Below are 25,680 nucleotides of genomic sequence, written 5' to 3'. Positions count from 1 at the left end.
CTGACATGGCAGGCAATCAACCCTTGGGTACAAGCTGCTAGGCTTGTCGACCATGTCATACGCCATCACACCCCCCGCCATTCCGAGCCTGCCGATTCTTGGCAGCGACCAGCGCTTTCCGGTCCGTCGCATCTTCTGCATCGGCCGCAACTACGCCGAGCACGCCCGCGAAATGGGTGCCGCGGTGGACAAGGACACGCCGCTGTTCTTCTGCAAGCCCGCCGATGCCGTGGTGACCGATGGCGCCGACGTGGCTTACCCGCAGGCCACCCAGGACCTGCACCACGAGATCGAAATGGTGGTGGCACTCGGTGGCGGCGGCCGGGATATCCCGGTGGCTGAAGCCGCTTCGTTGATCTGGGGCTACGGCGTGGGCCTGGACCTGACCCGCCGCGACCTGCAGGCCGTGGCCAAGGCCAAGTCGCATCCCTGGGATGTGGCCAAGGGCTTTGACCACTCCGCGCCAGTGTCGGCCCTGCGCCCCGCCGCCGAAGCCCATCTGGATGCTGACACCACCCTGACGCTCACCATCAACGGCCAGCCGCGCCAGCAAGGTCGCCTCGGCGACATGGTGCACAGCGTGCCGGAGATCATCGCCCTGCTCTCGAACCTGTTCGAGTTGAAGGCCGGCGACCTCATCTTCACAGGCACGCCGGCCGGTGTGTCGGCGCTGCAGCGCGGCGACCGCTTCCATGCGGAGCTGGCCGGCGTGGCCACGCTGGAAGGCCGCGTCGCCTGAACTTGCGCCCCAGGGCCCAGCGCGACCGCCTGTCGCGCCCGGCGGCGGCTGCGCTACAGTTCCCCTCGCCAACCAAGTCGAGGGAGTGAAGCATGAGCATGCTGAAAGAGTTCAAAGAATTTGCCATGCGTGGCAACGTGATCGATCTGGCCGTCGGTGTGGTCATCGGCGGTGCGTTCGGCAAGATCGTCACCTCATTGGTTGACCAGATCATCATGCCGCCGATCGGCCTGATCACCGGCGGCGTCGATTTCTCGCAGATGAAGTGGGTGCTCAAGGCCGCCGACAACAGCGACCCGGCGCACAAGGTGGCCGAGGTGGCCATTGGCTACGGCAGCTTCATCAACACGATGATCCAGTTCATCATCATCGCCTTCGCGATCTTCCTGGTGGTCAAGGCCATCAACAAGCTCACCCGTCGCCAGGAAGCCGCGCCCGCCGCGCCGCCGGCCGACGTGGTGCTGCTCACCGAAATCCGCGACCTGCTTAAAAACAAGCAGTAACAACGCCTTCGGGCCGGACGCCACCGTGGCGTCCGGTTTCCATGACTTCTGGCCTAAGCGTAGGCCTAGCGGCAGTTCATAATCGGGGTTTCCGCCCAAGGAGTCCCCGATGCGTCGCCTGCCCCTCTCCCTGCTTGCCGCCAGCCTGATGCTCGCCATCGGCACGGCCAATGCCGCCAGCCAGACCACCATTCCCGCCGCAGCCGTAAAGACGGCCGAACAGCTGCGCGACAAGGCGATGGGCGACAACACCGGCTACCAGATCGTCGAATCGCTCACCACCGAAGTGGGTTCCCGCATCGCCGGCAGCCCGGCCGATGCGCGCGCGCGCGAATGGGCCATCGCCAAGTTCAAGGCTCTGGGCTTCGACAAGGTCTACACCGAAACCGTGACCTACCCGCTGTGGGAACGTCGCAGCGAGCATGCGGAAATCGTCGCACCGTTCCCGCAGGCGCTGGACCTGATTGCGCTGGGCTACTCGGCCGGCACGCCCAAGGGCGGCCTCACCGCTGAGGTGGTGCGCTTTGACAGCCTCGATGCGCTGAAGAAGGCGGACCCGGCCACGGTGAAGGGCAAGATCGTTTTCGTGGACGCCCACATGGAGCGCCACAAGGACGGCCATGACTACGCCATCGGCTCGTCGGTGCGCGTGGGGGGCCCGGTGATCGCCTCCAAGATGGGCGCCGCCGGCTTCCTGCTGCGCTCGGCCGGCACCGACGCCAACAGCCGCACGCCGCACACCGGCGTGACCGGCTTCAAGGACCCCAAGGACGCCATTCCCGCCGCTGCCCTGTCCAACCCGGATGCCGACCAGCTCACCCGTGTGCTCGCCTACGGCAAGCCGGTGAGCGTGAAGCTGGAGCTCGATTGCGGCATCACCGGCACCTACACCGGCGCCAACGTGATCGGTGAAGTCACCGGCAAGAAGCACCCCGAGCAGGTGGTGGCGATCGGCGGCCATCTCGACTCCTGGGACCCGGGCACGGGCGCCATCGATGACGGCGCAGGCGTCGCCATTGCCATGGCCGCCGGCAAGCTGATCCATGACCTGCCGCAGCGTCCGGATCGCACCATCCGCGTGATCGCTTTCGCCAACGAAGAGATGGGCCTGTGGGGCGGTCGCGCCTACGCCGAGAAGCACGCGGCCGAAGTATCCAAGTTCCAGCTCGGCACCGAGTCGGACTTTGGCGCACGCAAGATCTGGCGCATGACCGCCAGCGTGAAGCCGGAAGCCCGCGGCGCCATCGAGCAGATCGCCAAGGTGATCGCCCCGATCGGCGTGGACTACGACGCCACCAAGCCGGGCGGTGGCGGCTCGGATCTCTCGCAGATGCACGCCAAGGGCATGGCAGCGCTCAGCCTGACCCAGGACGGCACCGACTACTTCGACTACCACCACACCGCCAACGACACCCTCGACAAGATCGACCCGAAGGAATTGGCGCAGAACGTGGCCGTGTATGCGGCGTTCTCATACATGGCCGCTCAGGCCGATGGCGACTTCGGCTCCGCACCGAATGCGTTCAAGAGCGACGGCGCGGAAGACTGATCGCTCCACGCCATGCAAACAAGAAGGGCGGCCATAAGGCCGCCCTTTTTTTCGCGAACGCCCAACTCAGGATGCCTCGACCACCGCCGCACGTGATTTGCGCGAGAGCCGCGAGTTCAGGCGATCCAGATACAGATAGATCACCGGCGTGAGATACAGCGTAAGCACCTGCGACACCAGCAGGCCGCCCACCACCGCCAGACCCAGTGGGCGGCGCGTTTCCGCACCCGCCCCCAGACCCAGCGCAATCGGCAGGGTGCCGGCAAAGGCCGCCATGGTGGTCATCATGATGGGGCGGAAGCGCACGTGACACGCCTCCACGATGGCCTCGGCCGGCGACACGCCGCTGTTGCGCTGCTTCTCCAGGGCGAAGTCGATCATCATGATGGCGTTCTTCTTCACGATGCCGATGAGCATCACGATGCCCACGAAGGAGAACAGGTCCAGCGGCGCACGGAACACCATCAGGGTAAGCAAGGCACCCACTGCCGCCGACGGCAGGCCCGAGAGAATGGTCAACGGGTGGATGAAGCTCTCGTAGAGAATGCCCAACACCAGGTAGATCACGAACACCGCCAGCACCAACAGCAGGCCCATGCCGCGCATGGAATCCTGGAACGCCTGCGCGGTGCCCTGCACACTGCCCGTGATCGATGGTGGCAGGTTCAGCTGCCGCATGGCGCCGTCGATGCGCCCCACCGCCTCGCTCAGGCTCACGCCCGGCGCCAGGTTGAACGACACCGTCACCGCTGGAATCTGTCCCTGGTGGTTCACCGTGAGCGCCTGCGGCTTACGCTGGAACTCCGCCACGGCGTTGAGCGGCACCAAGGTGCCGTTGCTGGCGGTGACGTAGAGCTGAGACAGCACGTCCAGATCGTTCTGCAGCGCGTAATACACCTGCAGGATCACCCAGTACTGCGCGGAAGCGCCGTAGATGGTAGATATCTGGTTGGCGCCGAACGCGGAGCCCAGCGCCGATTGCACCTGCTCCATGCTCAAGCCGAGCGTGGCGAGCTTGTCGCGATTGACGCTCACCACCACGGACGGCCCATTGAGGTCGAGATCGCTGGTGACATCCTGAAAGCCCGGCAGCTTGCTGAACGCGTCGATCACCTTGCCCGACCAGGCATACAACGCATCCGTATCGATCGATTGCAGCGTGTACTGATACTGCGCCTTGGATTGGCGACCGCCGATCTGCAGCGATGGCGGATTCTGGATGTACGCGCGAACACCAGGCACCTGCGCGAACTTGGTGCGCAGCTCCTGGATGATGCCGTTGGGATCGAGCGCGCGTTCGTTCGCAGGCTTCAAGCGCAAGAGAATCGAACCGTTATTGGTGGTGGTGCGCGCACCGCCGCTACCGACCGAGGACATGTAGCCCTCGATGTTGGGATCTTCCGCCACGATCCTGGCCAGTTCTTGCTGGCGCACCGCCATGCCCTTGACCGAAGTGTCGTCCGGGCCTTCCACGTTCACGTTGAGCTGGCCAGAATCACCGGCGGGGATGAAATCCTTGTCCACTATCGTAAACAACACGCCGGTCAATACCAAGCTACCGAAGAAGGCACCTAGAATCGTGCGCGGATGCGCCACCGCCCACGCCAGCGTAGAGGCATAACCCTGGCGCACACGCTCGAAACCGCGATCGAACCACAACACCACGCGCGCTTTCTTCTCGTGCTCGGCGTGACGCAAGAAACGGCTGCACAGCATGGGCGTGAGCGTGATGGAGACAAAGCCCGAGATCAGGATCGCCACGCTCAGTGTCACCGCGAACTCGTGGAACAGCCGTCCCACGATGCCACCCATGAACATCACCGGCAGGAACACCGCCACCAGGGAAAGCGTCATCGAGAAGATCGTGAAGCCAATCTCGCCGGCACCTTTGAGCGACGCCTCGTACGGGTCCATGCCCTCCTCGACGTGACGCACGATGTTCTCCAGCATCACGATGGCGTCGTCCACCACGAAGCCGACCACCAACGTCAGCGCCAGCAGCGAGAGGTTATCCAGGCTGTAGCCCAGCGCGAACATCGCACCAAAGGTGCCCACAATCGACACGGGAAGCGCGAGGCCAGGAATCAACGTGGCCGAGGCATTACCGAGGAAAAGGTAGATCACCAGTACAACCAGCACACCGGCCAGCAGCAGGGTCAACTGCACGTCGTCCACCGACGCGCGGATCGACTCGGAGCGGTCATACAGCACCGCCAGCTTGATCGACGGCGGCAGTGTCGCCTCGAACGTGGGCAGCACGGCGCGAATACGATCGATGGTGGCTACGGTGTTGGAGCCGGGCTGGCGCTGGATCGCCAGTACGATGGCCCGCTCGCCGTTGTACCAACTGGCGACTTGGTCGTTCTGTACGCTGTCTTCAGCCTTGCCCAGATCGGACAGCCGCACCGGCGCGCCGTTGCGATAGGCCACGATGATGTGGTTGTAGCGTTCGGCACGCTGCAACTGACCATCGGAACGAATCGATAGCAATTGGCGATTGCCATTGAGCGAGCCGGTGGCGAGGTTCACATTGGCGGCGGCAATAGCGTTCTGCACAGTATCGATGCCGATGCCGTTGGCGGCGAGCTTCTGCGGGTCCACGCTGATGCGCACCGCGTATTTCTGCGCGCCGTACACGCTCACCTGCGCGACGCCGTCGATCATGGACAGGCGCTGCGCCAACTGCGTTTCAGCGTAGTCATCCACCACGGACAGCGGCTGGGTGGCTGAGCGAAGAGTGAGGTAGAGGATGGGCGCATCCGCGGGGTTCACCTTGCGAAAGGTGGGTGGCGTGGGCATGTTGGTGGGCAACTGCCGTTGCGCGGAAGAGATAGCCGCCTGTACGTCCTGAGCCGCGCCGTCGATGCTGCGATCCAACTCGAACGTCAGCGTGATCGAGGTGGAGCCCAGCGCGCTGGTCGACGTCATCGACTGAATGCCCGCAATGGTCGACAGCTGGTTCTCCAGTGGAGTCGCCACGGCGGTCGCCATGGTTTCCGGCGCCGCGCCGGGCAAGCTGGCGTTGACGGTGATGGTGGGAAAATCCACGTTCGGCAGTTCATTTACCGGCAGCTTCGGATAAGCCGCGATACCGAACACCAGCAACGCGACCATCAGCAAAGTGGTCATCACCGGCCGCCGGATGCACAGTGCAGGCAGATTCATCGGGCCGACTCCATCATTCAGCCGGCATCGGGCACAACGCGCACACGCGTGCCATCCACCAGCAGCAATTGACCATCGGTCACTACGTGCTCATTGCCGAGCAAGCCCTTCTCGATGACGATCTGCGTGCCACTGCTGGGTCCAGCCGTGACCATGCGCTGCTGCACCGTGCCATCGGCATTGACCACGAACACGAAGCTGCCGAGCGGGGAGTTCTGCAGCGCCACCACGGGCACTGTCACTACGTTGGCCAGGTGCGTGGTCGGCAACACCACCTCCACGAACTGACCGGGGGTAAGGCGATCATCGTCATTGGCGTAACGCGCCTTGAGCTGGATGGTGCCCGTGCCGGCATCCACTGCGTTGTTGACGAAGTCCAGCTCCGCCGCCATCGGCGCACCCTTGCCACCCGGAATGCTTGCCGTCACCGGCACGGCGCCGCGCGCCATGCTGGCTTTCAGGTCCGCCAGTGCCGTTTCGGGGATGGCGAAGGTGAGGTGAATGGGGCGCAGTTGGTTGAGCACCACGATGGAGGTGTCGTTCGCCGTGACCTGCGCGCCGGGATACACCAGCGGCGCGCCCGCCAGGCTGTCGAACGGCGCCTGGATCTGCGCATAGCTCAGCTGCGTGCGAGCCAACTCCACCGCCGCCTGATCGGATTTCACCGAGGCGGCATAGATGCCTTCGTTCGCCTTGTAGCTGTCGTAATCGGACTGCGCGACGTAGCCCTTGCCCAGCAGCGGCTGGTAGCGCTTGAGCACGGTGCGCGCGTTGTCCAGTTGCGCCTGGTCCTTGGCCAGGTTGCCCAGCGCCTGATCCAGCTGCGCCTGCAACAGGCTCGGATCGATGCGCACGATGGTCTGGCCCTGCTTGACCACTCCACCAGGCTTGAACAGCACTGCTTGCAGTTGGCCGCTGACGCGCGCCTGCACATTGACGGTGGAGAACGCTTCGGCACGCCCGATCACCTTGAGCGTGAGCTCCAGATCACCACGGCGGGCGCCCGCCACTCTTACTGGCACTTCCGTCGGTGCGGCCGGGCTTTTGGCCACCGCGCGCTCTTTACCGCGATACAGGGGCACCGCGACGGCTATCGCAGCCAGCGCGATGGCGAGCCATAGGACTTTCTTCCGAGACGAACGCAGCATGATTTCTCCGACCATCAACCGCGGCCGGCATGCCCCTCACGCATGCCGCACCGTTGTCGGCCATGCGAATCGCAGCGGCCGACGCGCACCTTGTGTTGCCGTGGTGCATAGCACCAGGCATTGTGAAGCAGCGCCCGCGCCATCCCGGCACGACCGACAGCACTTGGCAAACGCGTCACAATACGGCAGGCACACAGCGCGCATGCGCGCGCCATGGATTCTCAAGCCTCGGTGTCGTCCAGCGATACAGGGCCATCCAGGGCCTGCAGGTTTTCCTTGAGGCGATTCATCACCGCCAGCGCCTGCTGCAACTCGGCCACCTCGATGCCGCGCGTGGCGTCCTTGCGCAGGCCACGGGCGATCTCTTCCATATCGGCGATCACCGAGCGCGCCTGGTCGGTCACGTAGAGGCGCCACGCACGGCGATCCTTGGGATCGTGCCGGCGTTCCACGAAGCCGGCGGCCTGCAGGCGATCGATCACGCGCCCCACCGCGATGGGCTCCATCTCAAGCAACTCGGCCAGCTCGGTCTGGCGCAAGCCCTCGCGGTAATACAGCATCTTGGTGGCGCGCCATTGCGCTCGGGTAAGTCCAAACTTCACGGCACGCCGATCGAAGTGCTTGCGGAAGAGCAAGGTCACGTCGTTGAGCAGGTAGCCGAAGGAAATGTCTTCTGCCTTAGTCATAGATGCGGAGTCGGTCCAGGCGGGCCTATAGTGGTGTCAAGCATATGTCGCAAAATCTTGCGAAGCCACATCTCATGTCTATCGAAGTGCTCGTTGGCGATATCACGCGGCTCAGCGTAGAGGCGATCGTCAACGCTGCCAACTCCAGCCTGCTCGGCGGAGGCGGCGTGGACGGCGCCATCCACCGTGCCGCCGGCCCTGCCCTGCTGGCTGCCTGCCGAGCCCTGCCCGAGCACCCGCCCGGCGTGCGCTGCCCCACCGGCGAGGCGCGCATCACGCCAGGGTTCGACCTGCCCGCCCGCTACGTGATCCACACGGTGGGACCCGTATGGCGCGGCGGCGTTCACGGCGAACCCGAACTACTCGCGAACTGCTATCGGCAAAGCCTGCACCTGGCCAGCATCCACGCCGCACGATCCATCGCGTTTCCGGCCATTAGCTGTGGCGTGTACGGCTACCCACCGGAACTGGCGGCGTCCGTGGCACTGACGACCCTGCGTGTCGCCCCCACCACCGTCAACGACCTGCGCATCGTACTGTGCTGCTTCAGCGAATCGATGGCCACCATCTGGCGTAACGCTCTCAGCGCTGCACCTTGAACGGATAGAGCGGCGGCAGCGGCGAAGCTGGGTCGGTTGGCCCGACGCTCCGCCATTGAAAGCCGTCACGGAACACGGATGCCAGTGGCTCGCCTACCTCGGCCGTGCCGGCACCGGCGTAGCGCCGGCGTTGCAGGGCCGCGATGGCCGTGCGCTGCGGCTCCGATGCCAGTGCTTCGGCCAGCTCGCCGAGGTTCTGCAACGACGACCGTTCGGTGCGGGCCCATGCGAGCAAGGTAGCGGCCTGGGCCGCCGCATCGCCCCCGCCGGCGGCCGCGAGAAACGCCGCACGCGCCTGACCGCCCGAAGGTGCCGCGGGCTCCTTGGCGGTCGCGCCGGTGGCCCGGCGCGACCGCCACCAGACCAGCAGGCTGACCACCCACAGTGCCAAGCTGCCGAGCGCCAACCATCGCCATGGCGTCGCTGTTGCCGCTGGAGCAGATACGAGCGGTGCGGATGAGGCAGCGGCTGGCGCAGATGCCGGCTGGGCAGGTGTCGCGTCCTGCGCCGAACTCCCGGCGGCAGCGAGCACGGTGAAGGTCTGTGCGGGAATGGTCGCTACTTCTTCCTTGTCGGTGACCACGTTCCACCAACGCAACGTCGTGGCCGGAATGGTCAGCGAACCGGGGCGGCTGGGCACAACGGCGAAGCTCTGCTGGCGGCTGCCGACCAGGTATTGGCCGTCCACACGCGTACCGTTGATCGGTTTGTCGGGATAAACGGTAGCGCCGTCGAGACTAGGCATGCTGAGCGCGGGGAGCGCTTCGTAAGGGAGGCCAGTGGCCTGCTCGCTCATCACCAGGTTGAGCGGCTGGCCGACACGCAGCACGCCCTGCCCGGGGCCACCGTCGAGCTTGAGGCTGAGTTCGCGTGCGGGCAGCCAGGCGACGTTGGCATCCTTGAGTGCCGGGGGCCGCACATCGATCGACACCGGCGGCGACGACGCCGACACGGGCGTGGCATGGCCGAAGAAGGAATCGGGATCGGCCATGTCGACCATGTCGCCCTGGAACGCGACCGAGGGAATGGTCAGGTGGCCCTCGCGTTGCGGCGTGAGTGCATAGCGACGCTCGATCACGTTGTAGCGACGCCCACCGCGCTCGGCCTGGTAGTTGGTCTCGTTACCCAGACGTCGCACATCGACACCAGCCAACTGGGGATCTTCCAGCGCGCCGTTGGTGAGGTCGGTGGCGAAGTACAAGCGCACGGTGTAGTTGACCTGTTGCCCCACGTACACCGTGGGTGCGTCCACCACCGCTTCGAGAAAGACATCTTTGCCGCCGGTGGCGGCAGCCTGCGGATTGGGCGTCACGACCTCCAACTGCAGGGGCGCCGTGGTTCCACCAGCGAACGACAACGACGGAATGGTCAGCGTGCCCACATGCAAGGGGCGCAAGGCCACGCCCACGGTGACCTGTGCCGAGCGTTTGCCGTTGACGATGCTGATGCTCGTGTTGCTGGAACTGCCCAGCACAGCGAAGTCCTGCGAGAGCGCGCTGAGATCCGGGGACTGCACCATGCCCGCGCCATTGACGCGCAGATTGAGCGTGACTGTTTCGCCCAGCTCGGCGCGCGTGCGATCCAACGTGGCCTGGACGTCCGCGGCGTGTGCCATCACCGGACACAGCGCCACGAGCAGCCATAGCAGGAACAAGGCAGGTCGAAGCTTCACGGCGAATCATCCTCTGCACTTACGCCACCATGGCGTTGGCGGTATTCGAGATCGAACTTGCGGCGCAACAACGCGCCCGGATCGTCGGGCACACGCTGCAGGGCCTGGCGCACCTCCGCAGGCAAACGCGATTGCGCATCGTCGGCTTCGATGGTGCCCAAGTCGTGCGTCGCTGGCGCACGCGGCTTCTCGGTGGACTTGCCCAACGCCTGATCCATCTGCTTCTGCAGAGCTTGCTGGGCCTGGGCCTGGCGCGCCTTTTCTTCAGCCTGTTGTTCAGGCGTCTGGCCCTGCTTGTCGGCCTTGGGTTCGCTCTGCTCACCGGCGTTCGGTGGCTGAGAAGGCTGCGGATGGCCACCGTCCTGGCTATCGCCCTGGGCATCGCCGGAGGGCTTCCCCTCCTCCTGCTTCTGCTTCCCGTCCTCCTGGCCCTGTTGGCCGTGCTTGCCCTGTGCGTCGCTGGGCGGATTGGTCGTTGCCCCCTGCCCGCCCTTGCCCTGGTCATTCTGTGCGCCGCTCTTCTGCGGTGGTTGGCGGCGAAGCCAATCTTCGACAGCCTTGCGATTGGCCTGCGCGTCGGCATTGCCCGGATTGGCCTTCAGTGCGCGATCGTAAGCTGCCAACGCACCCTGGTAATCGCCCTGACGGGCCAGTGCGTTGCCCAGGTTATAGGCGGCATCGCTGCCCGGCAGCGTGCGCAACGCGTTGGCGGATGCGGCGTAATCCCCGGCGCGATAAGCGGCCGCTCCACGCAACGCGGGGTCGCGCGCGAGTTCTTGTGCCCGTTTGGCATCGCCGTTTTGCAGGGCGGCGGCGGCCTGCTGGTCGGGGCGGCGCCATAGATCGCTCCATGCACTGGCGTGCGCGGCGCCAGGCACGCAAGGCAGCAGCAACAACGGCAGCATGACAAGCCAACCGCGCCGGAACGACAGTGCCAGCAAGGGCAACAAAGGCAACAGCAACCAGGGGCCGCGGTCCTGCCACTCGTCACCCTGCTGATCGGCGGCGAGCATGGGATGACTGTCGCTGCGCAACGTGGCGTGCAAGGCATCGATATCGCCATGATCGTCACGAATGGGTACATAGACGCCCCCACCGGCATCGGCCAGTTTGCGCAAGGCGGTGTCGTTGCGGGTCGCCATCACCATGTCGCCATGGTTGTCTCGCAGGAAGCCGTCGGCACCAAGCGGCACGGGCGCGCCTTGGGGCGTACCCGCACCCAGCACGGATACACGCACGCCAGCCTCCCGCGCCTTGCGCGCTGCCGCCACGGCAGCGTCATCGGCATCGTCGGTGATCAGCACTACCGCACCACCGCCTGCCTTCGCACCCTGGATGAGCGCCACACCGCGTTCGATCGCCTGCGCCGCGTTATCGCCATCCACCGGCATGGTGTCCGGCGCGAGTGCATCGAGCAGATCGTGCAGGCTACCGGCATCGGACGTGAGGGGCGCGACAACGAACGCTTCCCCCGCATAAGCGATCAAGGCATTGAGGCCGTCATGATTGGCAGTGAGCAGATCGCGCGCCTTGTAGCGCGCGCGATCGAGTCGGCTCGGCGCCACGTCCCGCGCCAGCATGTGCTGGGACATCGAAAGTGCAACCACCTGAGCCGAGCGCTGTGCATACAAGGGTTGCGCCACGCGACTCCACGTCGGGCCTGCCATGGCCAGCGTGCCCAACGTCCAACCCAGCATCAACCATAGTGCGGGCCAGCGCCGGCTGGCCGACTTGCCATGAAGCAGGTGTGGCAGCAACTCGGCGTCCACCAAGTGTGCCAATGCCTCGCGCGTTCGATCGCGACGCCACGCCAAACCGAGAAGTAGCGGCAAGGCCAGCAATCCCAACAGCCACAGGGGACGCAAGAAATGAAACTGTTGTAGCGCCTCGCTCATGCCAGCGCCTCCCGGCGACGCGCACGCGGCGTTACCGCCAACAACCAAGCGAGAGCCGACAGCGCCAGCGGCCAACGAAACAGCTCATGCCTTGGCCGCAATGAGGGTCCTTGTTGCGTCATCGGCTCCAACGCATCGATGGCGCGATAGGCATCAACCAGCTGACGCGCGTCGGTGGCACGGAAGTAGCGACCGCCCGTTTGATCGGCAAGGTTGCGCAACATGCCCTCGTCGAGATCTGCCGAGGGGTTGATCACGTGCGTGCCGAACAAGTCGGGCACACGCATCTCGGTAGCACCGATGCCAATGGTGTAAAGACGCACCCCGGCAGCCTTCGCGGCCCGTGCGGCTTCCAGCGGCGCAATGCTGCCCGCGTTATTGACGCCGTCGGTGAGCAACACCACCACTCGCGCCTGCTCGGGCAAGCTCGCCAGGCGCTTGACCGCCACTGCGATCGCATCGCCGATGGCGGTTTCCGTGCCGGCCAAACCCACCGCGGCACCCTGCAACTGGGCACGTACCGCGTTGAGATCGTAAGTGAGCGGCGTCACCAGAAAGGCGCGGCTGCCAAACAGCACCAAGCCCATCTGATCGCCGCTGCGACGCGCGATGAAGTCGCCGGCAATCGCCTCTACCGCCCCGAAACGGCTCACCGGCTGACCGCCCAACTGCATGTCGTCAGTACGCATGCTGCCGGACAAGTCCACCGCCAACAGCATGGCCCTACCGCTCCGCTGCTGGGCCTGCGGCGGCCCAACCCACTGCGGACGAGCCGCCGCCACCAGCAGTGCCAACCATGCCAGCGCCAGCAACCAGCCACGCCAGCCGGCACGCTCGGTGCGCGCCGTGGCGGCGAGTTGCAAATCTGGATGCGGCAAGTGCAGCGCTTGCCCGGGCGCTGCCGCTCGCCAAAGCCGCCGCAACAGCCAGGGCAGCGGCAAGCACACGAATATCCACGGCCAGGCGAACTCAGACACGGCCCGCCTCCGTTGCTTTACCCAGGGCCACAGCAACACCGCGATTGCGGCCATAACGCCAGGCCCGGATCAACCAGCGTCGCGTAGCGTCGATCGCCTTATCGGCATGCAAGCTAAGCCCTGGGCGATACATGGCCTGCTCGATCGACATCAATTGATCGAGCGTTGCCGCGTCGATCGATACCTTCGCCAAGGTATCGCGCCAAGCGGCCCCCTGACGCTGCCCGGCCGTCGCGTCGTAACGCAGGGCGACACGACGCATGAGCTGATGCAAGCCGGTCGCCAAGGCGATCGGCTGATCGCGCCAGCGTTGCGCCAACGCATCAAGCTCGCTCAGCACCATCGACTCATCGCGACGATGCCTTCGTCGACGCAGCCACCACCAAGTCATCACGACGATCACGGCGAGCAGCAACACCGCCAATACCCACCAGCCTGGAGCCAGCGGCCACCAGGAGGGCGACGGCGGCACATGGATATCACGCAGGACCGGCCCTGACGCCGCAGATGCCGCGCTGGCTGGCGCACTCATCGCCGTGCTCCGGGTGCTAGCAGGCTCAACACCGCATCGAGGGGATCGGCAGCGGTATCGATCGTGCGATGGGGAAGGCCCAGGCTTTGCGCCAGCTCGTTCAATCGCGCCTGTCCCACACCGAGCCGTTGCTGGAACTCGCGACGTTGTCGCTCGCCGAACAAGGCCACTTCACGTCGCTCACCGGCGTGTTCCAGTGGATAACGCCCCGCCGGTGGCAAGCCGAGCTCCAGCGGGTCTGCGACCACCAACACGCGCACGCCGGCTTTGCGCCGAAGGTCGAGCAAGCGACCTTTGGCCGACGCGTCGGCTTCCAAGCCATCGCTGATCAACAGCACGCGGTTGGCCCCGTGCATAAGCCGATGGGCACGCAACAGGGCATCGGACAGAGTCTCGGCGCCTCCGCCCTCTTTTCCTGCGGATTCGTCCGCCAGCGCGCCACAGACGGCGAGCGCGCCATGCACACCGCCATCCGGACGCAGCAACCGGCGGCGCTGACCGAACTCCATCAAACCCACGCGCTCACCTGCACGCACGACGTACCACGCCGCCAGTGCCGCAGCGCGTGCCGCTTGCACCGACTTGAAGCGTACGCGTGTACCGAACCGCATGCTCTCGTTGGTGTCGAGCAGGATCAGCAAGCGGCCTTCTCGTTCTTCCTGGAACAGCTTGGTATGCAGCCGTCCGCTGCGGGCCGTGAGGCGCCAGTCGAGCCGACGCACATCATCGCCCGACTGATAGACCCGCGACTCGGCGTAATCCATGCCACGCCCGTATAGGCGGCTGGATTGCGCACCGGCGCGCGCGGCGTGACTTTCCAATCGGGGTAGGGCCGCTTTGGCCACGCGACTGCGCAACGCCACCAGTTCGGCCAGCTGCGGTCGCGTGCGACCGTCCGCGTCTCGCATGGGACTCACCACGGCGTTCACGGCAATGGCACGAGATCCAGCACGCGACGGATGACCTGGTCGCTGCGCACGCCTTCGGCCTCCGCCTCGTAGCTCAATAGCACGCGATGACGGAGCACCTCGTGGGCGATGGCGTGAATGTCTTCCGGCAGCACATAGTCACGCCCCGCCAGCCACGCGTGGGCGCGAGCGCAGCGGTCCAACGCGATGGTGCCGCGCGGGCTGGCGCCCCAGGCGATCCAGCGCTTGAGTTCCGGCCCATAGGCCTCGGCGTTACGCGTGGCGAGCACGAGCTGGGCGAGATACTCCTCCAGCGCGGGCGCCATGTGCACGGTGAGCACCGCATCGCGCGCACTGAAGACGTCCGCCTGGCTCAGGGTGGGACGCGCCGGCGGCGTGGGGTGCAAGGTTCGACGCGCTTGCTCACGCGCCAATGCAAGAATGGCCAGTTCGGCTTCCGCATCGGGGTAGCCGATGGTCACGTGCATCACAAAGCGATCGAGCTGGGCTTCGGGCAACGCAAACGTGCCTTCCTGCTCGATGGGGTTTTGCGTGGCCATCACCATGAACAGCTCAGGCAGGCGCCAAGTGCTGCGTCCCACGGTGATCTGGCGCTCCGCCATGGCTTCCAGCAGCGCCGATTGCACCTTGGCCGGCGCTCGGTTGATCTCGTCCGCCAGCACAATGTTGTGAAACAACGGGCCGCGCTCGAACTCGAAGTTGCCCGACTGCGGGCGAAACACATCGGTGCCCGTCAGGTCGGCAGGCAACAGGTCGGGGGTGAACTGTACGCGATGGAAATCCGCCTCGATGCATGCCGCCAGCGCTTTCACCACCGTGGTTTTGGCAAGGCCTGGCGCGCCTTCGACCAGCAGGTGGCCATCCGCTAACAGGGCAATCAGCAGGCAGTCGATCAGGTGAGGCTGCCCGATCACGCTGCGCCGCAGGTCGTCGCGCACCTCGATAAAGGCCTGTTGCAGGCTCGGTGCGGGAAAGGCTTGGGGCATATCCATCGTGGGTTCCATCTGGGAGGTCGTGCGCCATACAGACCTTAATCCGCGCAGGAAGTTTAGTCCTCGTGACTTCTGGCCCGTGTGCAGACCCGACGGACAAACAAAAAGGGCGGCCGAAGCCGCCCTTTTGGCCCATCGCAAAGCCCGTTACTGCAGGCTTTCGCTCAGGATACGCGGGGTCACGAAGATCAACAGCTCCGCCTTGTCGTTCTGGCGCGAAGTATTGCGGAAAAGGATACCCAGACCCGGAATATCGCCCAGACCCGGCACCTTGGTGGCGGTGTTCTGCTTGGTGATCTCGTAGATGCCGCCCAGGACCACGGTCTGACCGTTGTCGACCAGCACCGAGGTGTTGATCTCGCGGGTGTCGATCTGCGGCACCTGGCCACTGCCCGGCACGGTGATGAACTGGGCCAGCGCATCCTTCTTGACGTTGATCATCAGGTACACGCGGTTGTCGGCCGTAATAGTCGGCGTGACCTTGAGCTCCAGCACGGCGTCCTTGAACTGCACGGTGGCGGTACCGCTGCCAGCCGCACCGGTGGTGCTGTTCTGGTAGGTGACGTAGCCGATTTCCTGACCCTGGCGGATCACCGCTTCCTGCTGGTTGGCAGTGATGACACGCGGGCTGGAGATCACTTCGCCGGTGCCTTCGGTCTGCGCGGCCGAGAGTTCCAGATCCAGGGCGTAGTTCTTGCCGAGGATCGCCAGGCCCAGACTGCCTGCCGCACCGGAGGCAGGGAGGTTCACGTTCGTGCCGGTGGCCGTGCCGTTGCCCTGATCCTGGCCGCCGGTGGAGATCACCTGGCCGCTGGGATTGGTGCGCTTGGCCTGGACGCCGAACTTGGCACCCAAGGCACGGGTGAAGTTATCCGTGGCGATGACAATGCGCGATTCGATCAACACCTGCTGCACCGGACGATCCAGCACCGAGATCAGCTCACGCAGCTCGCGGACCTTCTGGGCGTTGTCGTTGATCAGCAGCGTGTTGGTACGCTCGTCGAACGAGACGCTCCCGCGCGCCGAGAGGAAGCCACGCGCGCCGCCTGCCGTAGTGCCGCCACCAATACCCGTCATGCTGCCCTGAGTGAGCAACTTGGCGATGTCCTTGGCCTTGCCGTAGCTGATAGGCACGTAGTCAGTAATGAGCTCGGCGTTGTCCTCCGCCTTCAGGCGAGCATCGGCAATGCTCTGCTCGTACTTGGCCAGCTCTTCCTGCGGCGCAATCCAGATCACGTTGCCGTTACGGCGCTTGTCCAGGCTCTTGGCGCGCAATACCACGTCGAGCGCCTGATCCCAGGGCACGTTCACCAGGCGTAGGGTGACACTGCCGCCCACCGTATCGGAGGCCACCAGGTTCAGACCCGAAATATCGGCCAGCAGCTGCAGGGCCGAGCGCACCGGAATGTCCTGGAAATTGAAGGTGACGCGATTGCCGGTATAGACCGGCTCTTGCCCCTTGGCCAGTTTGGCGTCCGCCTTGCCGTCCTTCTTCTTAGGCGCAACCTCGACCACATACTGGTTGCCGCTCTGGTAGGCCGAGGTGTCGACCGAGCCCTTCACGGCGATTTCCAGATGCGCGCCGCCACGCACGCCAGCCTTGGTGACGATCGACTGCACCGGCGTGGCGAAGTCGAGCACGTCCAGGCGCTGGGCAAGGTTGCTGGGCAGGCTGGCGTGGTCAATGTCGACCATCACCTTGTCGCCCTGGCGCTTCATGTCGGCGCCGGCGCCCGGGCCGCTGAAATCGATCAGGATGCGGCCTTCACCGTTGGGTCCACGACGGAAGTCGATGTTGGACACCGAAGGCCCGTTGGCCATCGACGGCAATGCCTTGGAAGGGTCGATGACCGCCGCCGTGGTGGTGGTGGATGCCTCGGTACCGTTGTTCACGGTCAGCACCAAGGAGTTACCTTCCACGCGGGAGCGGTAGGTGGAGTCGCGTACGAGCTCGACTACCACACGGGTGCGCCCGCCGGCCGACACGGCCGAGACGCCGGTGGTCGTGCCCTTGTTGATATCAAGGTGACGCGGCGCGGCATTGTCGGTGTCGGCAAAGTCGACCGCGATGCGAGGCGGGTTGCCAGTGGTGAAGATCTTGGGTTCGGGTACCGGACCCTGGGTGAAGTTCAGATGCAGCTCCACACGGCCACCCGGCAGCGTGTCGTAGCTGATCTCCTTCAGGGTGCTGGCGGCAGCCGCGGCGGCGCTCGACCAGGCGGCACCGATGGTCAGCAGGCCCACGATCACGTAACGACTCGCTTGGCGCATGACACGGCCCCGGACAGGTTTGATTTGGTTGCTCATTGCATCAGCCCCTGTGTCTCTCATTTCTCGCCGAGCGCGATGCTGGCGGGACGTTCCATCCAGCCACCATTACCGTTGGAAACCAGCTCCACGATGTCGATGTGGTCTTCGCTGATGGCGGTGACCCGACCGTAGTTCTGCCCGATGTATTCATTGCGATGGACGCGGTGAATGACGCCCCCCGGATCCTTCACCAAAACTTCCAGTCCATTGCCTGCACCGACCGTGCCAACCATCTTGAGGCTGTCGAGTGCGAACATTTCCAGCGGTTCCTTCGGCCGGTTCTCGTCCGGCCTGGGGCCTGCATTGGCGTTGGCCTGTTGCAGCTCAGCCGTGCTGGGGCTGAAGGGGTCACGACGGTCCTGATCGTTGTACTGGAACGTCTCGAAGGTGCGGATGACCGGCAACGGCGGAATCGGCGCACCCTTCTTTTGCTTCTCCTGCGCCACCCATTGGTGCAGATCATCCTGGCCGCTGCACCCGGCAAGGGTCAGCAAGGCACACAGTGCCAACGACACCTTGACCACGGCGACGTACCTGAAGGCCATCGGCTTGCTCATTTGCGCCCCCCATTCGTCGCCGACTTGGCGTTGGCGGCCTTGGCCTCAGCGCTTTCGTCGTCTTCGAGGTAGCGGTAGGTCTTCACTGTGCCTTGCAGCACCAGCAAGCCACCGCCCCCCTTGGCGTCTTTGTTCTTGGGTGTCAGCGACACGTCGTGCAGGGTCAGGATGACCACGCGAGGCAATGAAGCCACGCCGCTGATGAAGGTGCCGAACTGATGGTAGGTACCCACCATGCGCAGCTGAATCGGCTTCTCGGCGTAGAAATCCTTCGGCGCCTCGGGGCCCGGCTGGAACAGCTCGGTTTCCAGGCCCGCCGACAGTGCGGTCTGCGAGATATCCACCAGCAGCTCGGGCATTTCGGTACGACTGGGCAGCTGGCGCAGCAACTGGCGCAGCATGTCCTGCATTTCATCGAGCTGCTGGGTCAGGGCCTCCAGATTCACGGCCTTGGCCTGTTTCTGCGAGAACTCCTGCTTGAGCTGCTGCTCCTTGGCTACAGACTGTTGCAGCGTGTCCTGCTGATCGCTGACGTAGAAGTACCAGCCGAACAGCACAATCAACGCGAACAGCAAGGCCGTGAAGAACATCTTGATCGACCGGGGCCAACCACCGATGTTGTTGAAATCGAGGCTCTGCAGATCTTTGAAGAAGGTCATTTGTTGCCCCCCCGAGTCGCGGCCGGGCTGCTGTTCTTACCGTCAGCGCTGGCCGTGCCCGCCCCCGCAGCGGCCGGCTGAGCGGCCGGCTGAGCGGCCGGCACCGGATGCATCGCCGAGGCGGCGGGCGCCGGAGCGGCCTTGGCCGGAGCACTGCTGGCTGCGGCAGGTGCGGCCGGTGCAGCAGCGGGCAGAACCGGCGTGTGCTCGTCGTCACTGCTCTCCTCGGCCTTGGGGCGGCTCAGGGCCACATCGAGGCCGAAGGCGTACGGCAGACGCAGGTCGCCATGGGTGTTCTCGGTCTTGCGCAGATCCGCATGCCCCATCCACGGCGAGGCTTCGATGTTGCGCATGTATTCGGCAACGCTGGCGTTGGACTGGGCGGCGCCCTCCAGGCTCATGGAGTCGCCGGTCTGCTTGAGGCCGGTGAGTCGCGCGCTGTTGGGAATCGTCTTCACCAGTTCGTCGAACAGATGCACCATCTGCGAACGATTGGCCTGTAGCTGCTCGATGATCTGCTTGCGAGCCAGCAGGCGCTCGCGCACCTTTTCGAGATCCTTGATCTTGCTTATCCGCTCATCGAGTTGCTTGATCTCGCCTTGCAGATAGCTATTTCGCTGGTTCTGGTTGTCGATGCGGGTGTCCATCCAGAACACCCACAGCAGCACGACCAGCAACGCCGCCACGAAAGCCGCGGCCAGCTGCATGTAGAACTCGCGCTCGCGTTGCTTGCGACGTTCGATGCGCCAGGGGAGTAGGTTGATGTGTGCCATCAGTCGAAGCTCCTCAGCGCCAGCCCGACCGCAATCATCAGCGCGGGAGCATCCTGGGCCAGCGCCTGGGCCTGCACGCGTGGCGAGAGCGACATGCGTGCCAGCGGATTGGCTACCACGCAGGACACACCCAGTTGCTGCTCAAGCATCGGGCCGATGCCTTCGATGGAAGCGCAGCCGCCGGCCAGCACTACCTGATCGACCTTGCTGTACTCGCTACCGGCGAAGAAGAACTGCAGGAGGCGGCTGATCTGCTGGATCAGCGATTCCTTGAACGGCTCCAGCGCCTCGCTCTCATAGGACTCGGGCAGGCCACCCTTGCGCTTGGCGCGACCAGCCTCCTCGTAGGAGAGGCCGTAGCGGCGCATGATTTCGTCGGTGAGCTGCTTGCCGCCGAATACCTGCTCGCGCGAGTAGATGGTGCGCTGATTGCGCAACACCGACAGCGTGGTCATGGTGGCGCCTATGTCCACCACAGCCACCAGGGCGTCGCGGCCCACGTTGAGCTGATCGGCCACCATCGCGAAGGCGTTTTCCATCGCGAAGGCCTCGACATCGATCACCTTGGCGGTGAGTCCGCCCAGGTCGAGCGCGGCCACGCGCATGTCGACGTTCTCGGTACGCGAGGCGGCGAGCAACACGTTGTTCATTTCGGGGTTGTCGCGAACCGGACCGAGCACCTCGTAATCGAGGCTCACTTCCTCGATGGGATACGGGATGTACTGGTTGGCCTCGACCTGGATCTGCCCTTCGAGGTCATCATCGGAGAGATCACTGGGCATCGGGATGATGCGTGTGATCACCGCCGATCCGGCCACGGCGGCTGCCGCGTGCTTGAGCTTGGACCCCGAGCGCGCCAGTGCGCGTCGGATGGCCTCGCCCACGGCGTCGACCTCGACGATGTTCTTCTCGACGACCGCGTTGGGGGGCAGCGGCTCGACCGCGTAGTGTTCTACGCGATAGCGTCCACCGGCCTGGCTGAGCTGCAGCAACTTGACGGCGGTCGAGCTGATGTCGACACCAACAAGCGGCGGCTTCTTGGGTGTAAAGAGCCCCACGATTTTCCCCCTTGCCCCTGGGCGCCCACGACCTGTATCGGCGGGATGCGCGACGGCATTAAAACTAAAAATTAATGTATTGGCAACGGCCTACGAGGTTTTTCTCGACACTTTCGCGTGACGGCATCCACACTTGGGGCCATTCGCCCCGATGGCCTGTTTTTTGCTGTCGCGCGCCTCGGTTCATGCCGTGGATACTGCTACATCTATACTCTGTGTTGTTTTGACTTACGTCTCGCAAACACCCAAACCATGCAAATTCTCAAGCGGTTGCTGCGCTGGATCATCATTCTGGCCTTTACGGGTTTGCTGCTGGGTGTCGCGGCGGTCGGCGTGGCCTATTGGCTGATCTCCCCCCGCCTCCCCTCGGTAGCCGTGCTGAAGGACTACCACATGCAGGTTCCACTGCGTGTGTTGTCTGCCGACGGCAAGCTGATCGCAAGCTTCGGTGAGACGCGCCGTATCCCAGTGGCCATCGGGGAGGTGCCCGAGCGACTCAAGCACGCCGTCTTGGCGGCCGAGGACGCCAGCTTCTACAAGCACCCCGGCGTGGACTGGCACGGCATCGCCCGCGCCGGTTGGCATGTGGTGGTGTCCGGTGGCGACAAGGGCCCGGGCGGCTCCACCATTACCCAGCAGGTGGCACGCAACTTCTTCCTGAGCCCGGAAAAGCTCTACTCGCGCAAGCTCACCGAGATCTTCATCGCCCTGCGCATGGAGAGCGAGCTGAGCAAGGACCAGATCCTGGAGCTCTACCTCAACAAGATGTTCCTGGGCCACCGCTCCTATGGTGTGGCCGCAGCAGCTTCGTACTACTACGGCAAGACCCTGGACCAGCTCAGCGTGGCCGAGTGCGCCACCCTGGCGTCCACCTTCCAGTTGCCGTCGGTGGTCAACCCGCTGAACAACCCCAAACGCATGCTGGCCCGCCGCAATTGGGTGCTGGGCCAGATGCTTGAGAACCACTACATCAGCAAGGCCGAGTACGAGCAGGCCGTGGCCGAGGCCAACAACGCCTCGCCGCACGAACCGCCGATCGAGGTGGACGCCCCGTACCTGGCAGAAATGGTGCGCCTGCAAGTGCTCGACCGCCTGGGCAACGACGCCCTCACCGAGGGCTATGTGGTGAAGACCACGATCCAGAGCGGGCGCCAGCAGGCGGCGGTGGACGCCGTGCGCGCCGGTCTTGTCGAGTACGACCGACGCCACGGCTGGCGCGGCCCTGAGGCTCACCAGGAGCTTGCCGCCGACGCCAGCAACGATGACCTCGATCGCGCCCTGGCCGGCTATACCGATATCTCGGGCATGCAGCCGGGCCTCGTGACTGGCGTGTCCGGGAACGAGGCCAGCATCTATCTCGCCAGCCGCGAGCAGGTGAAGCTCAATGCCGAGGCCATGAGCTGGGCCCGCCCCAAGAGCGTGTCGGCCCTGCTCAAACGCGGAGACATCGTGCGCTTGTCGCGTGATGAGAAGGGCAACTGGCAGCTCACCCAGATCCCCGCGGCCCAGGCCGCCCTGGCCTCGATCAACCCGGAGGACGGCTCTCTACAGGCGCTCGTGGGCGGTTTCAACTTCCTGCGCAGCAAGTTCAACCGCGCCGTGATGGCTGCACGCCAGCCGGGCTCGAGCTTCAAGCCCTTCATTTACTCGGCCGCCTTCGAGCGCGGCTTTACCCCGGCCTCGATCGTCAACGACGCCCCCATCGCCCTGCCCGACCCCTCGCGTCCGGGTGGACTGTGGACGCCGTCCAACGACGACGACAAGTTTGACGGCCCCATCCGTCTGCGCGAGGCCCTGGTGCAGTCCAAGAACCTGGTCTCGGTGCGACTGCTCGACGCCATTGGCGTGCGCTACGCACGCGAATACGCCACGCGCTTCGGCTTCAGCCTGGATTCGCTGCCCGGCAACCTGTCCATGGCACTAGGCACTGCCTCGGTGTCGCCAATGAGCATGGCAAGGGGCTACGCCGTGTTCGCCAATGGCGGCTACCTGGTTACCCCGTACTTCATCAGCGAGATCGATGACCGCAGCGGCAAGCCCGTGTACCTGGCCAACCCCGCTCGCGCCTGCCGCACCTGCGCGGAACGCCTGCTCGACACCCGGCCGCCTGGCCCCCCGCCGGCTGCCAGCAGCCCCCCGGCCAACGCCGTGGCTGCCGCCAGCTCCGCGAACGCCCCGGCCACCTCCGGCAGCGTTGCCGGCGTGGGCGATGCCGTGCTGCCTGCCGACGCCCATGGCGATGGCGCCCACCCGCCCGTGCTGGCGCCTCAAGTCATCGACGTACGCAACGACTACCTGATCACCTCGCTCATGCAGGACGTAGTCAAGCGCGGCACCGGCTCGGCCGCCATGGCCCTGGGCCGCGACGACCTGGCCGGCAAAACGGGCTCGACCAACGACCACCGCGACGCCTGGTTCGCCGGCTTCAACGGCGACCTGGTGACCACCGTGTGGGTAGGCTTCGACGATTTCAGTTCGCTTGGCAAAGGTGAGTTCGGCGCCAAGGCGGCGCTACCCATCTGGATGTCCTACATGGGAGCGGCGCTGAAAGACCTGCCTTCGACCACCTTGCCGATGCCGCCCGGCATTAGTACGGTGTTGATCGACCGCGCCAGCGGCCTGCCTGCGGGAACAGGCGACCCGAATGCGATGTCTGAAATATTCAAGGTCGAAGATGTGGATCGACTGCGCAATCAGGCGAATCAGCAGCAGGAGGAACAGGATCAGCAACACGCCTACGATATCTTCTGATCGTCGGCAGCGCGGGATCCGCCCATTACCCGTTCTGCCGCCCGCGCTCGCCACCGCGAGCGCCCGCTTGCCGGAGGAATGAGGCATGGCACGAGGCGAACATCATCGCATCCACGCGCAGGATCGCCTGCAACGCAATCGCCGGCGCGTCGCCCAGGAGGCGGCGCGCCTGATGAGCGAGCACGGCATCCGCGATTTCCATCACGCCAAGATCAAGGCTGCCGAACGCCTCGGCATCGTCGAAGCACAGGCACTGCCGCGCAACAACGAGATCGAAGAGGCGTTGCGCGAGCATCAGCGCATTTTCCACGCCGACAGCCAGCCCCAATTGCTGCAGGAGCGGCGCGAGGCCGCCGTGGAGGCCATGCGCTTTCTACGCCAGTTCGACCCGCGCCTGGTCGGTGCGGTGCTGGACGGCACGGCGGACGCGCACTCGGCGGTCTGCCTGCATGTGTTCAGCGACACCGCCGAATCGGTCGTGCTGTATCTGCAGGAGCACGGCGTACCGCTCACCCAGCAAACCCGACGCCTTCGCACCGCACGGGATGAACAAGCCGAGTATCCGGTGCTCGTATTCAACGCAGACGGCCTGCCGTTCGACATCACCGTCTTGCCCAAAGACGCGCTAAGGCAGCCTCCACTGGATCGCATTGACGAAAAGCCGATGCGCCGCGCCTCGCTGGCCATGGTGGAGGAGCTACTCGCCACCGCCGACAACGACGACGAGTTCGAGAAGATGTTGTCCGCGGCACTCAAGTAATCCATTCACGAGTCCGCTGATAGACCGCGGCACGCTACTGGCAGGCACAAAAAAAACGCCCCGGCTTGGCCGGGGCGTTTTTTGTAGTGCGTTAGCGAGTGCTTAGCGCTTGTCGCTCGACACGTAGTCACGCACGTTGGCGCCGGTGTAGATCTGGCGCGGACGGCCGATACGCGAACCCGGGGTTTCGTGCTGCTCGATCCAGTGGGCGATCCAACCGGAGGTGCGCGCGATGGCGAACATCACGGTGAACATCTCGGTCGGGATGCCCAGGGCCTTGTAGATGATGCCCGAGTAGAAGTCGACGTTCGGGTAAAGCTTGCGCTCGACGAAGTAGTCGTCCTTCAGCGCGGCCTCTTCCAGCTTCATAGCGACGTCGAGCAGCGGGTCGTTGACGCCCAGCTCGTTGAGCACCTTGTGGCACATCTCGCGGATGATCTTCGCGCGCGGGTCGAAGTTCTTGTACACACGATGGCCGAAGCCCATCAGGCGGAAGTTGTCGTTCTTATCCTTGGCGCGCTTGACGGCGGTTTCCACCTTGTCGGCGGTGCCAATCTCTTCCAGCATCTTCAGCACGGCTTCGTTGGCGCCGCCGTGTGCCGGACCCCACAGCGCGGTGATGCCCGCGGCGATGGAGGCGTACGGGTTGGCACCGGTCGAACCCACCAGGCGCACCGTGGAGGTGGAGGCGTTCTGCTCGTGATCGGCGTGCAGGATGAACAGCAGGTCCAGCGCCTTGGCGGCCACCGGGTTCATTTCCAGCGGCTCGCTCGGCACTTCGAACATCATGTGCAGGAAGCGGTTGACGTACTCGAGGTTGTTGCGCGGGTAGCGGAACGGCCAGCCGATCGAGTAGCGATAGCAGGCGGCGGCGATGGTCGGCATCTTGGCGATCAGGCGGATCGCGGCGAGCTTGCGATCCTCCGCGTTATCCACGTTGATGTCGTCGTGGTAGAAGGCCGACAGCGAGGCCACCGACGCGGCCAGCATGGCCATCGGGTGCGCGTCGTGATGGAAGCCCTTGAAGAAGTCCTTCAGGGACTCGTGCATCATCGTGTGATGCGTGATCTGGTCTTCGAACTTGGCGAACTGGTCCTTGGTCGGAAGCTCGCCGTTGAGCAGCAGGTACGAGGTTTCCAGGAAGTTGGACTTCTCCGCCAGCTGCTCGATCGGGTAGCCGCGATACAGCAGCACGCCCTCGTCGCCGTCGATGTAGGTGATGGCGCTCTTGGTGCTTGCGGTGCTGCCGTAGCCCGGGTCATACGTGAAGTGGCCCGTGTCCTTGTACAGCGTTCCGATGTCGATGCATGCGGGACCGAGCGTGCCGCTGAGCAGGGGCAGTTCGCTGCTGCGGCTGGTCGACTCATCCACCAACTTGACGATCTTGGAATCGGACACGGATAACCTCCTTACACTATTGGTCGTC

General features: G+C 64.7%; 21 protein-coding genes. 6 read left to right on the top strand and 15 right to left on the bottom strand.

Annotation, left to right across the window (positions count from 1 at the left end; genetic code table 11):
- The first annotated feature begins 52 nt into the window (after positions 1-52).
- The 3 genes from AC3G2C_RS05170 (at position 53) to AC3G2C_RS05160 (ending at position 2,791) form a co-directional block, all read left to right on the top strand.
- Positions 53-739: a fumarylacetoacetate hydrolase family protein gene (locus AC3G2C_RS05170; RefSeq protein WP_488383546.1), complete on the top strand. Its 687-nt coding sequence runs from the start codon at positions 53-55 to the stop codon at positions 737-739.
- Positions 740-831: 92 nt separating this feature from the next.
- Positions 832-1,242, top strand: a complete 411-nt coding sequence (mscL, locus tag AC3G2C_RS05165; protein WP_488383545.1) for a large-conductance mechanosensitive channel protein MscL — start codon at positions 832-834, stop codon at positions 1,240-1,242.
- 109 nt (positions 1,243-1,351) lie between these two features.
- On the top strand, positions 1,352-2,791 hold the full coding sequence (locus AC3G2C_RS05160) for a M20/M25/M40 family metallo-hydrolase (protein WP_488383544.1): 1,440 nt from the start codon (positions 1,352-1,354) through the stop codon (positions 2,789-2,791).
- Positions 2,792-2,857: 66 nt separating this feature from the next.
- Here AC3G2C_RS05160 and AC3G2C_RS05155 read toward each other — a convergent pair whose 3' ends face one another.
- The 3 genes from AC3G2C_RS05155 to AC3G2C_RS05145 all read right to left on the bottom strand — a co-directional run bounded on the left by AC3G2C_RS05155 (position 2,858) and on the right by AC3G2C_RS05145 (position 7,790).
- Complete coding sequence (locus tag AC3G2C_RS05155; RefSeq protein WP_488383543.1) at positions 2,858-5,956, bottom strand: efflux RND transporter permease subunit; 3,099 nt, start codon at positions 5,954-5,956, stop codon at positions 2,858-2,860.
- Positions 5,957-5,973: 17 nt separating this feature from the next.
- Entirely contained in the window at positions 5,974-7,104 is a 1,131-nt protein-coding gene (locus AC3G2C_RS05150) for an efflux RND transporter periplasmic adaptor subunit (protein ID WP_488383542.1), read from the bottom strand.
- A gap of 221 nt (positions 7,105-7,325) precedes the next feature.
- Positions 7,326-7,790, bottom strand: a complete 465-nt coding sequence (locus tag AC3G2C_RS05145; protein WP_488383541.1) for a MarR family winged helix-turn-helix transcriptional regulator — start codon at positions 7,788-7,790, stop codon at positions 7,326-7,328.
- Positions 7,791-7,864: 74 nt separating this feature from the next.
- Here AC3G2C_RS05145 and AC3G2C_RS05140 point away from each other — a divergent pair, with 74 nt between their 5' ends.
- The gene (locus AC3G2C_RS05140; RefSeq protein ID WP_488383540.1) at positions 7,865-8,389 is read left to right on the top strand and encodes an O-acetyl-ADP-ribose deacetylase; all 525 of its coding nucleotides are present in this window, start codon (positions 7,865-7,867) and stop codon (positions 8,387-8,389) included.
- Here the strand turns inward: AC3G2C_RS05140 and AC3G2C_RS05135 are convergent.
- From AC3G2C_RS05135 to AC3G2C_RS05085, 11 genes are all read right to left on the bottom strand, one after another.
- Positions 8,373-10,061, bottom strand: a complete 1,689-nt coding sequence (locus tag AC3G2C_RS05135) for a BatD family protein (protein ID WP_488383539.1) — start codon at positions 10,059-10,061, stop codon at positions 8,373-8,375. The genes AC3G2C_RS05140 and AC3G2C_RS05135 overlap by 17 nt on opposite strands.
- On the bottom strand, positions 10,058-11,956 hold the full coding sequence (locus AC3G2C_RS05130; protein ID WP_488383538.1) for a VWA domain-containing protein: 1,899 nt from the start codon (positions 11,954-11,956) through the stop codon (positions 10,058-10,060). The genes AC3G2C_RS05135 and AC3G2C_RS05130 overlap by 4 nt, the downstream gene beginning before the upstream one ends.
- Positions 11,953-12,933: a VWA domain-containing protein gene (locus tag AC3G2C_RS05125; protein WP_488383537.1), complete on the bottom strand. Its 981-nt coding sequence runs from the start codon at positions 12,931-12,933 to the stop codon at positions 11,953-11,955. The genes AC3G2C_RS05130 and AC3G2C_RS05125 overlap by 4 nt, the downstream gene beginning before the upstream one ends.
- A complete protein-coding gene (locus AC3G2C_RS05120; RefSeq protein WP_488383536.1) occupies positions 12,926-13,465 on the bottom strand; it encodes a DUF4381 domain-containing protein in 540 nt (179 codons plus the stop codon). The genes AC3G2C_RS05125 and AC3G2C_RS05120 overlap by 8 nt, the downstream gene beginning before the upstream one ends.
- Positions 13,462-14,394 (bottom strand): DUF58 domain-containing protein, encoded by a 933-nt coding sequence (locus AC3G2C_RS05115; RefSeq protein ID WP_488383535.1) that lies wholly within the window; start codon positions 14,392-14,394, stop codon positions 13,462-13,464. Before AC3G2C_RS05115 ends, AC3G2C_RS05120 begins: the two co-directional genes overlap by 4 nt.
- The gene (locus AC3G2C_RS05110) at positions 14,391-15,386 is read right to left on the bottom strand and encodes an AAA family ATPase (RefSeq protein WP_488383534.1); all 996 of its coding nucleotides are present in this window, start codon (positions 15,384-15,386) and stop codon (positions 14,391-14,393) included. The genes AC3G2C_RS05115 and AC3G2C_RS05110 overlap by 4 nt, the downstream gene beginning before the upstream one ends.
- 147 nt (positions 15,387-15,533) lie before the next feature.
- Positions 15,534-17,657 (bottom strand): type IV pilus secretin PilQ, encoded by a 2,124-nt coding sequence (locus AC3G2C_RS05105; protein WP_488383533.1) that lies wholly within the window; start codon positions 17,655-17,657, stop codon positions 15,534-15,536.
- 56 nt (positions 17,658-17,713) lie between these two features.
- A complete protein-coding gene (locus tag AC3G2C_RS05100) occupies positions 17,714-18,253 on the bottom strand; it encodes a pilus assembly protein PilP (RefSeq protein ID WP_488383532.1) in 540 nt (179 codons plus the stop codon).
- On the bottom strand, positions 18,250-18,912 hold the full coding sequence (locus AC3G2C_RS05095; RefSeq protein WP_488383531.1) for a type IV pilus inner membrane component PilO: 663 nt from the start codon (positions 18,910-18,912) through the stop codon (positions 18,250-18,252). The genes AC3G2C_RS05100 and AC3G2C_RS05095 overlap by 4 nt, the downstream gene beginning before the upstream one ends.
- Entirely contained in the window at positions 18,909-19,685 is a 777-nt protein-coding gene (locus AC3G2C_RS05090; protein WP_488383530.1) for a PilN domain-containing protein, read from the bottom strand. Before AC3G2C_RS05090 ends, AC3G2C_RS05095 begins: the two co-directional genes overlap by 4 nt.
- On the bottom strand, positions 19,685-20,743 hold the full coding sequence (locus AC3G2C_RS05085; RefSeq protein ID WP_488383529.1) for a pilus assembly protein PilM: 1,059 nt from the start codon (positions 20,741-20,743) through the stop codon (positions 19,685-19,687). Before AC3G2C_RS05085 ends, AC3G2C_RS05090 begins: the two co-directional genes overlap by 1 nt.
- Before the next feature lie 252 nt (positions 20,744-20,995).
- Between AC3G2C_RS05085 and AC3G2C_RS05080 the strand changes: the two genes are divergently transcribed.
- Both AC3G2C_RS05080 and AC3G2C_RS05075 read left to right on the top strand, forming a co-directional pair.
- Positions 20,996-23,494 carry a penicillin-binding protein 1A gene (locus AC3G2C_RS05080; protein WP_488383528.1) on the top strand — a complete coding sequence of 833 codons (2,499 nt, stop codon included), beginning with the start codon at positions 20,996-20,998 and terminating at the stop codon, positions 23,492-23,494.
- An 85-nt stretch (positions 23,495-23,579) separates the two neighbouring features.
- Entirely contained in the window at positions 23,580-24,254 is a 675-nt protein-coding gene (locus tag AC3G2C_RS05075; RefSeq protein ID WP_488383527.1) for a hypothetical protein, read from the top strand.
- A gap of 102 nt (positions 24,255-24,356) precedes the next feature.
- Here the strand turns inward: AC3G2C_RS05075 and AC3G2C_RS05070 are convergent, their stop codons facing one another.
- Positions 24,357-25,652 carry a citrate synthase gene (locus AC3G2C_RS05070; protein WP_488383526.1) on the bottom strand — a complete coding sequence of 432 codons (1,296 nt, stop codon included), beginning with the start codon at positions 25,650-25,652 and terminating at the stop codon, positions 24,357-24,359.
- Positions 25,653-25,680 lie beyond the last annotated feature (28 nt).

It is taken from the genome of Frateuria sp. sgz306004 (assembly GCF_057750885.1).
This window is presented reverse-complemented; position numbering and strand designations above follow the sequence as displayed.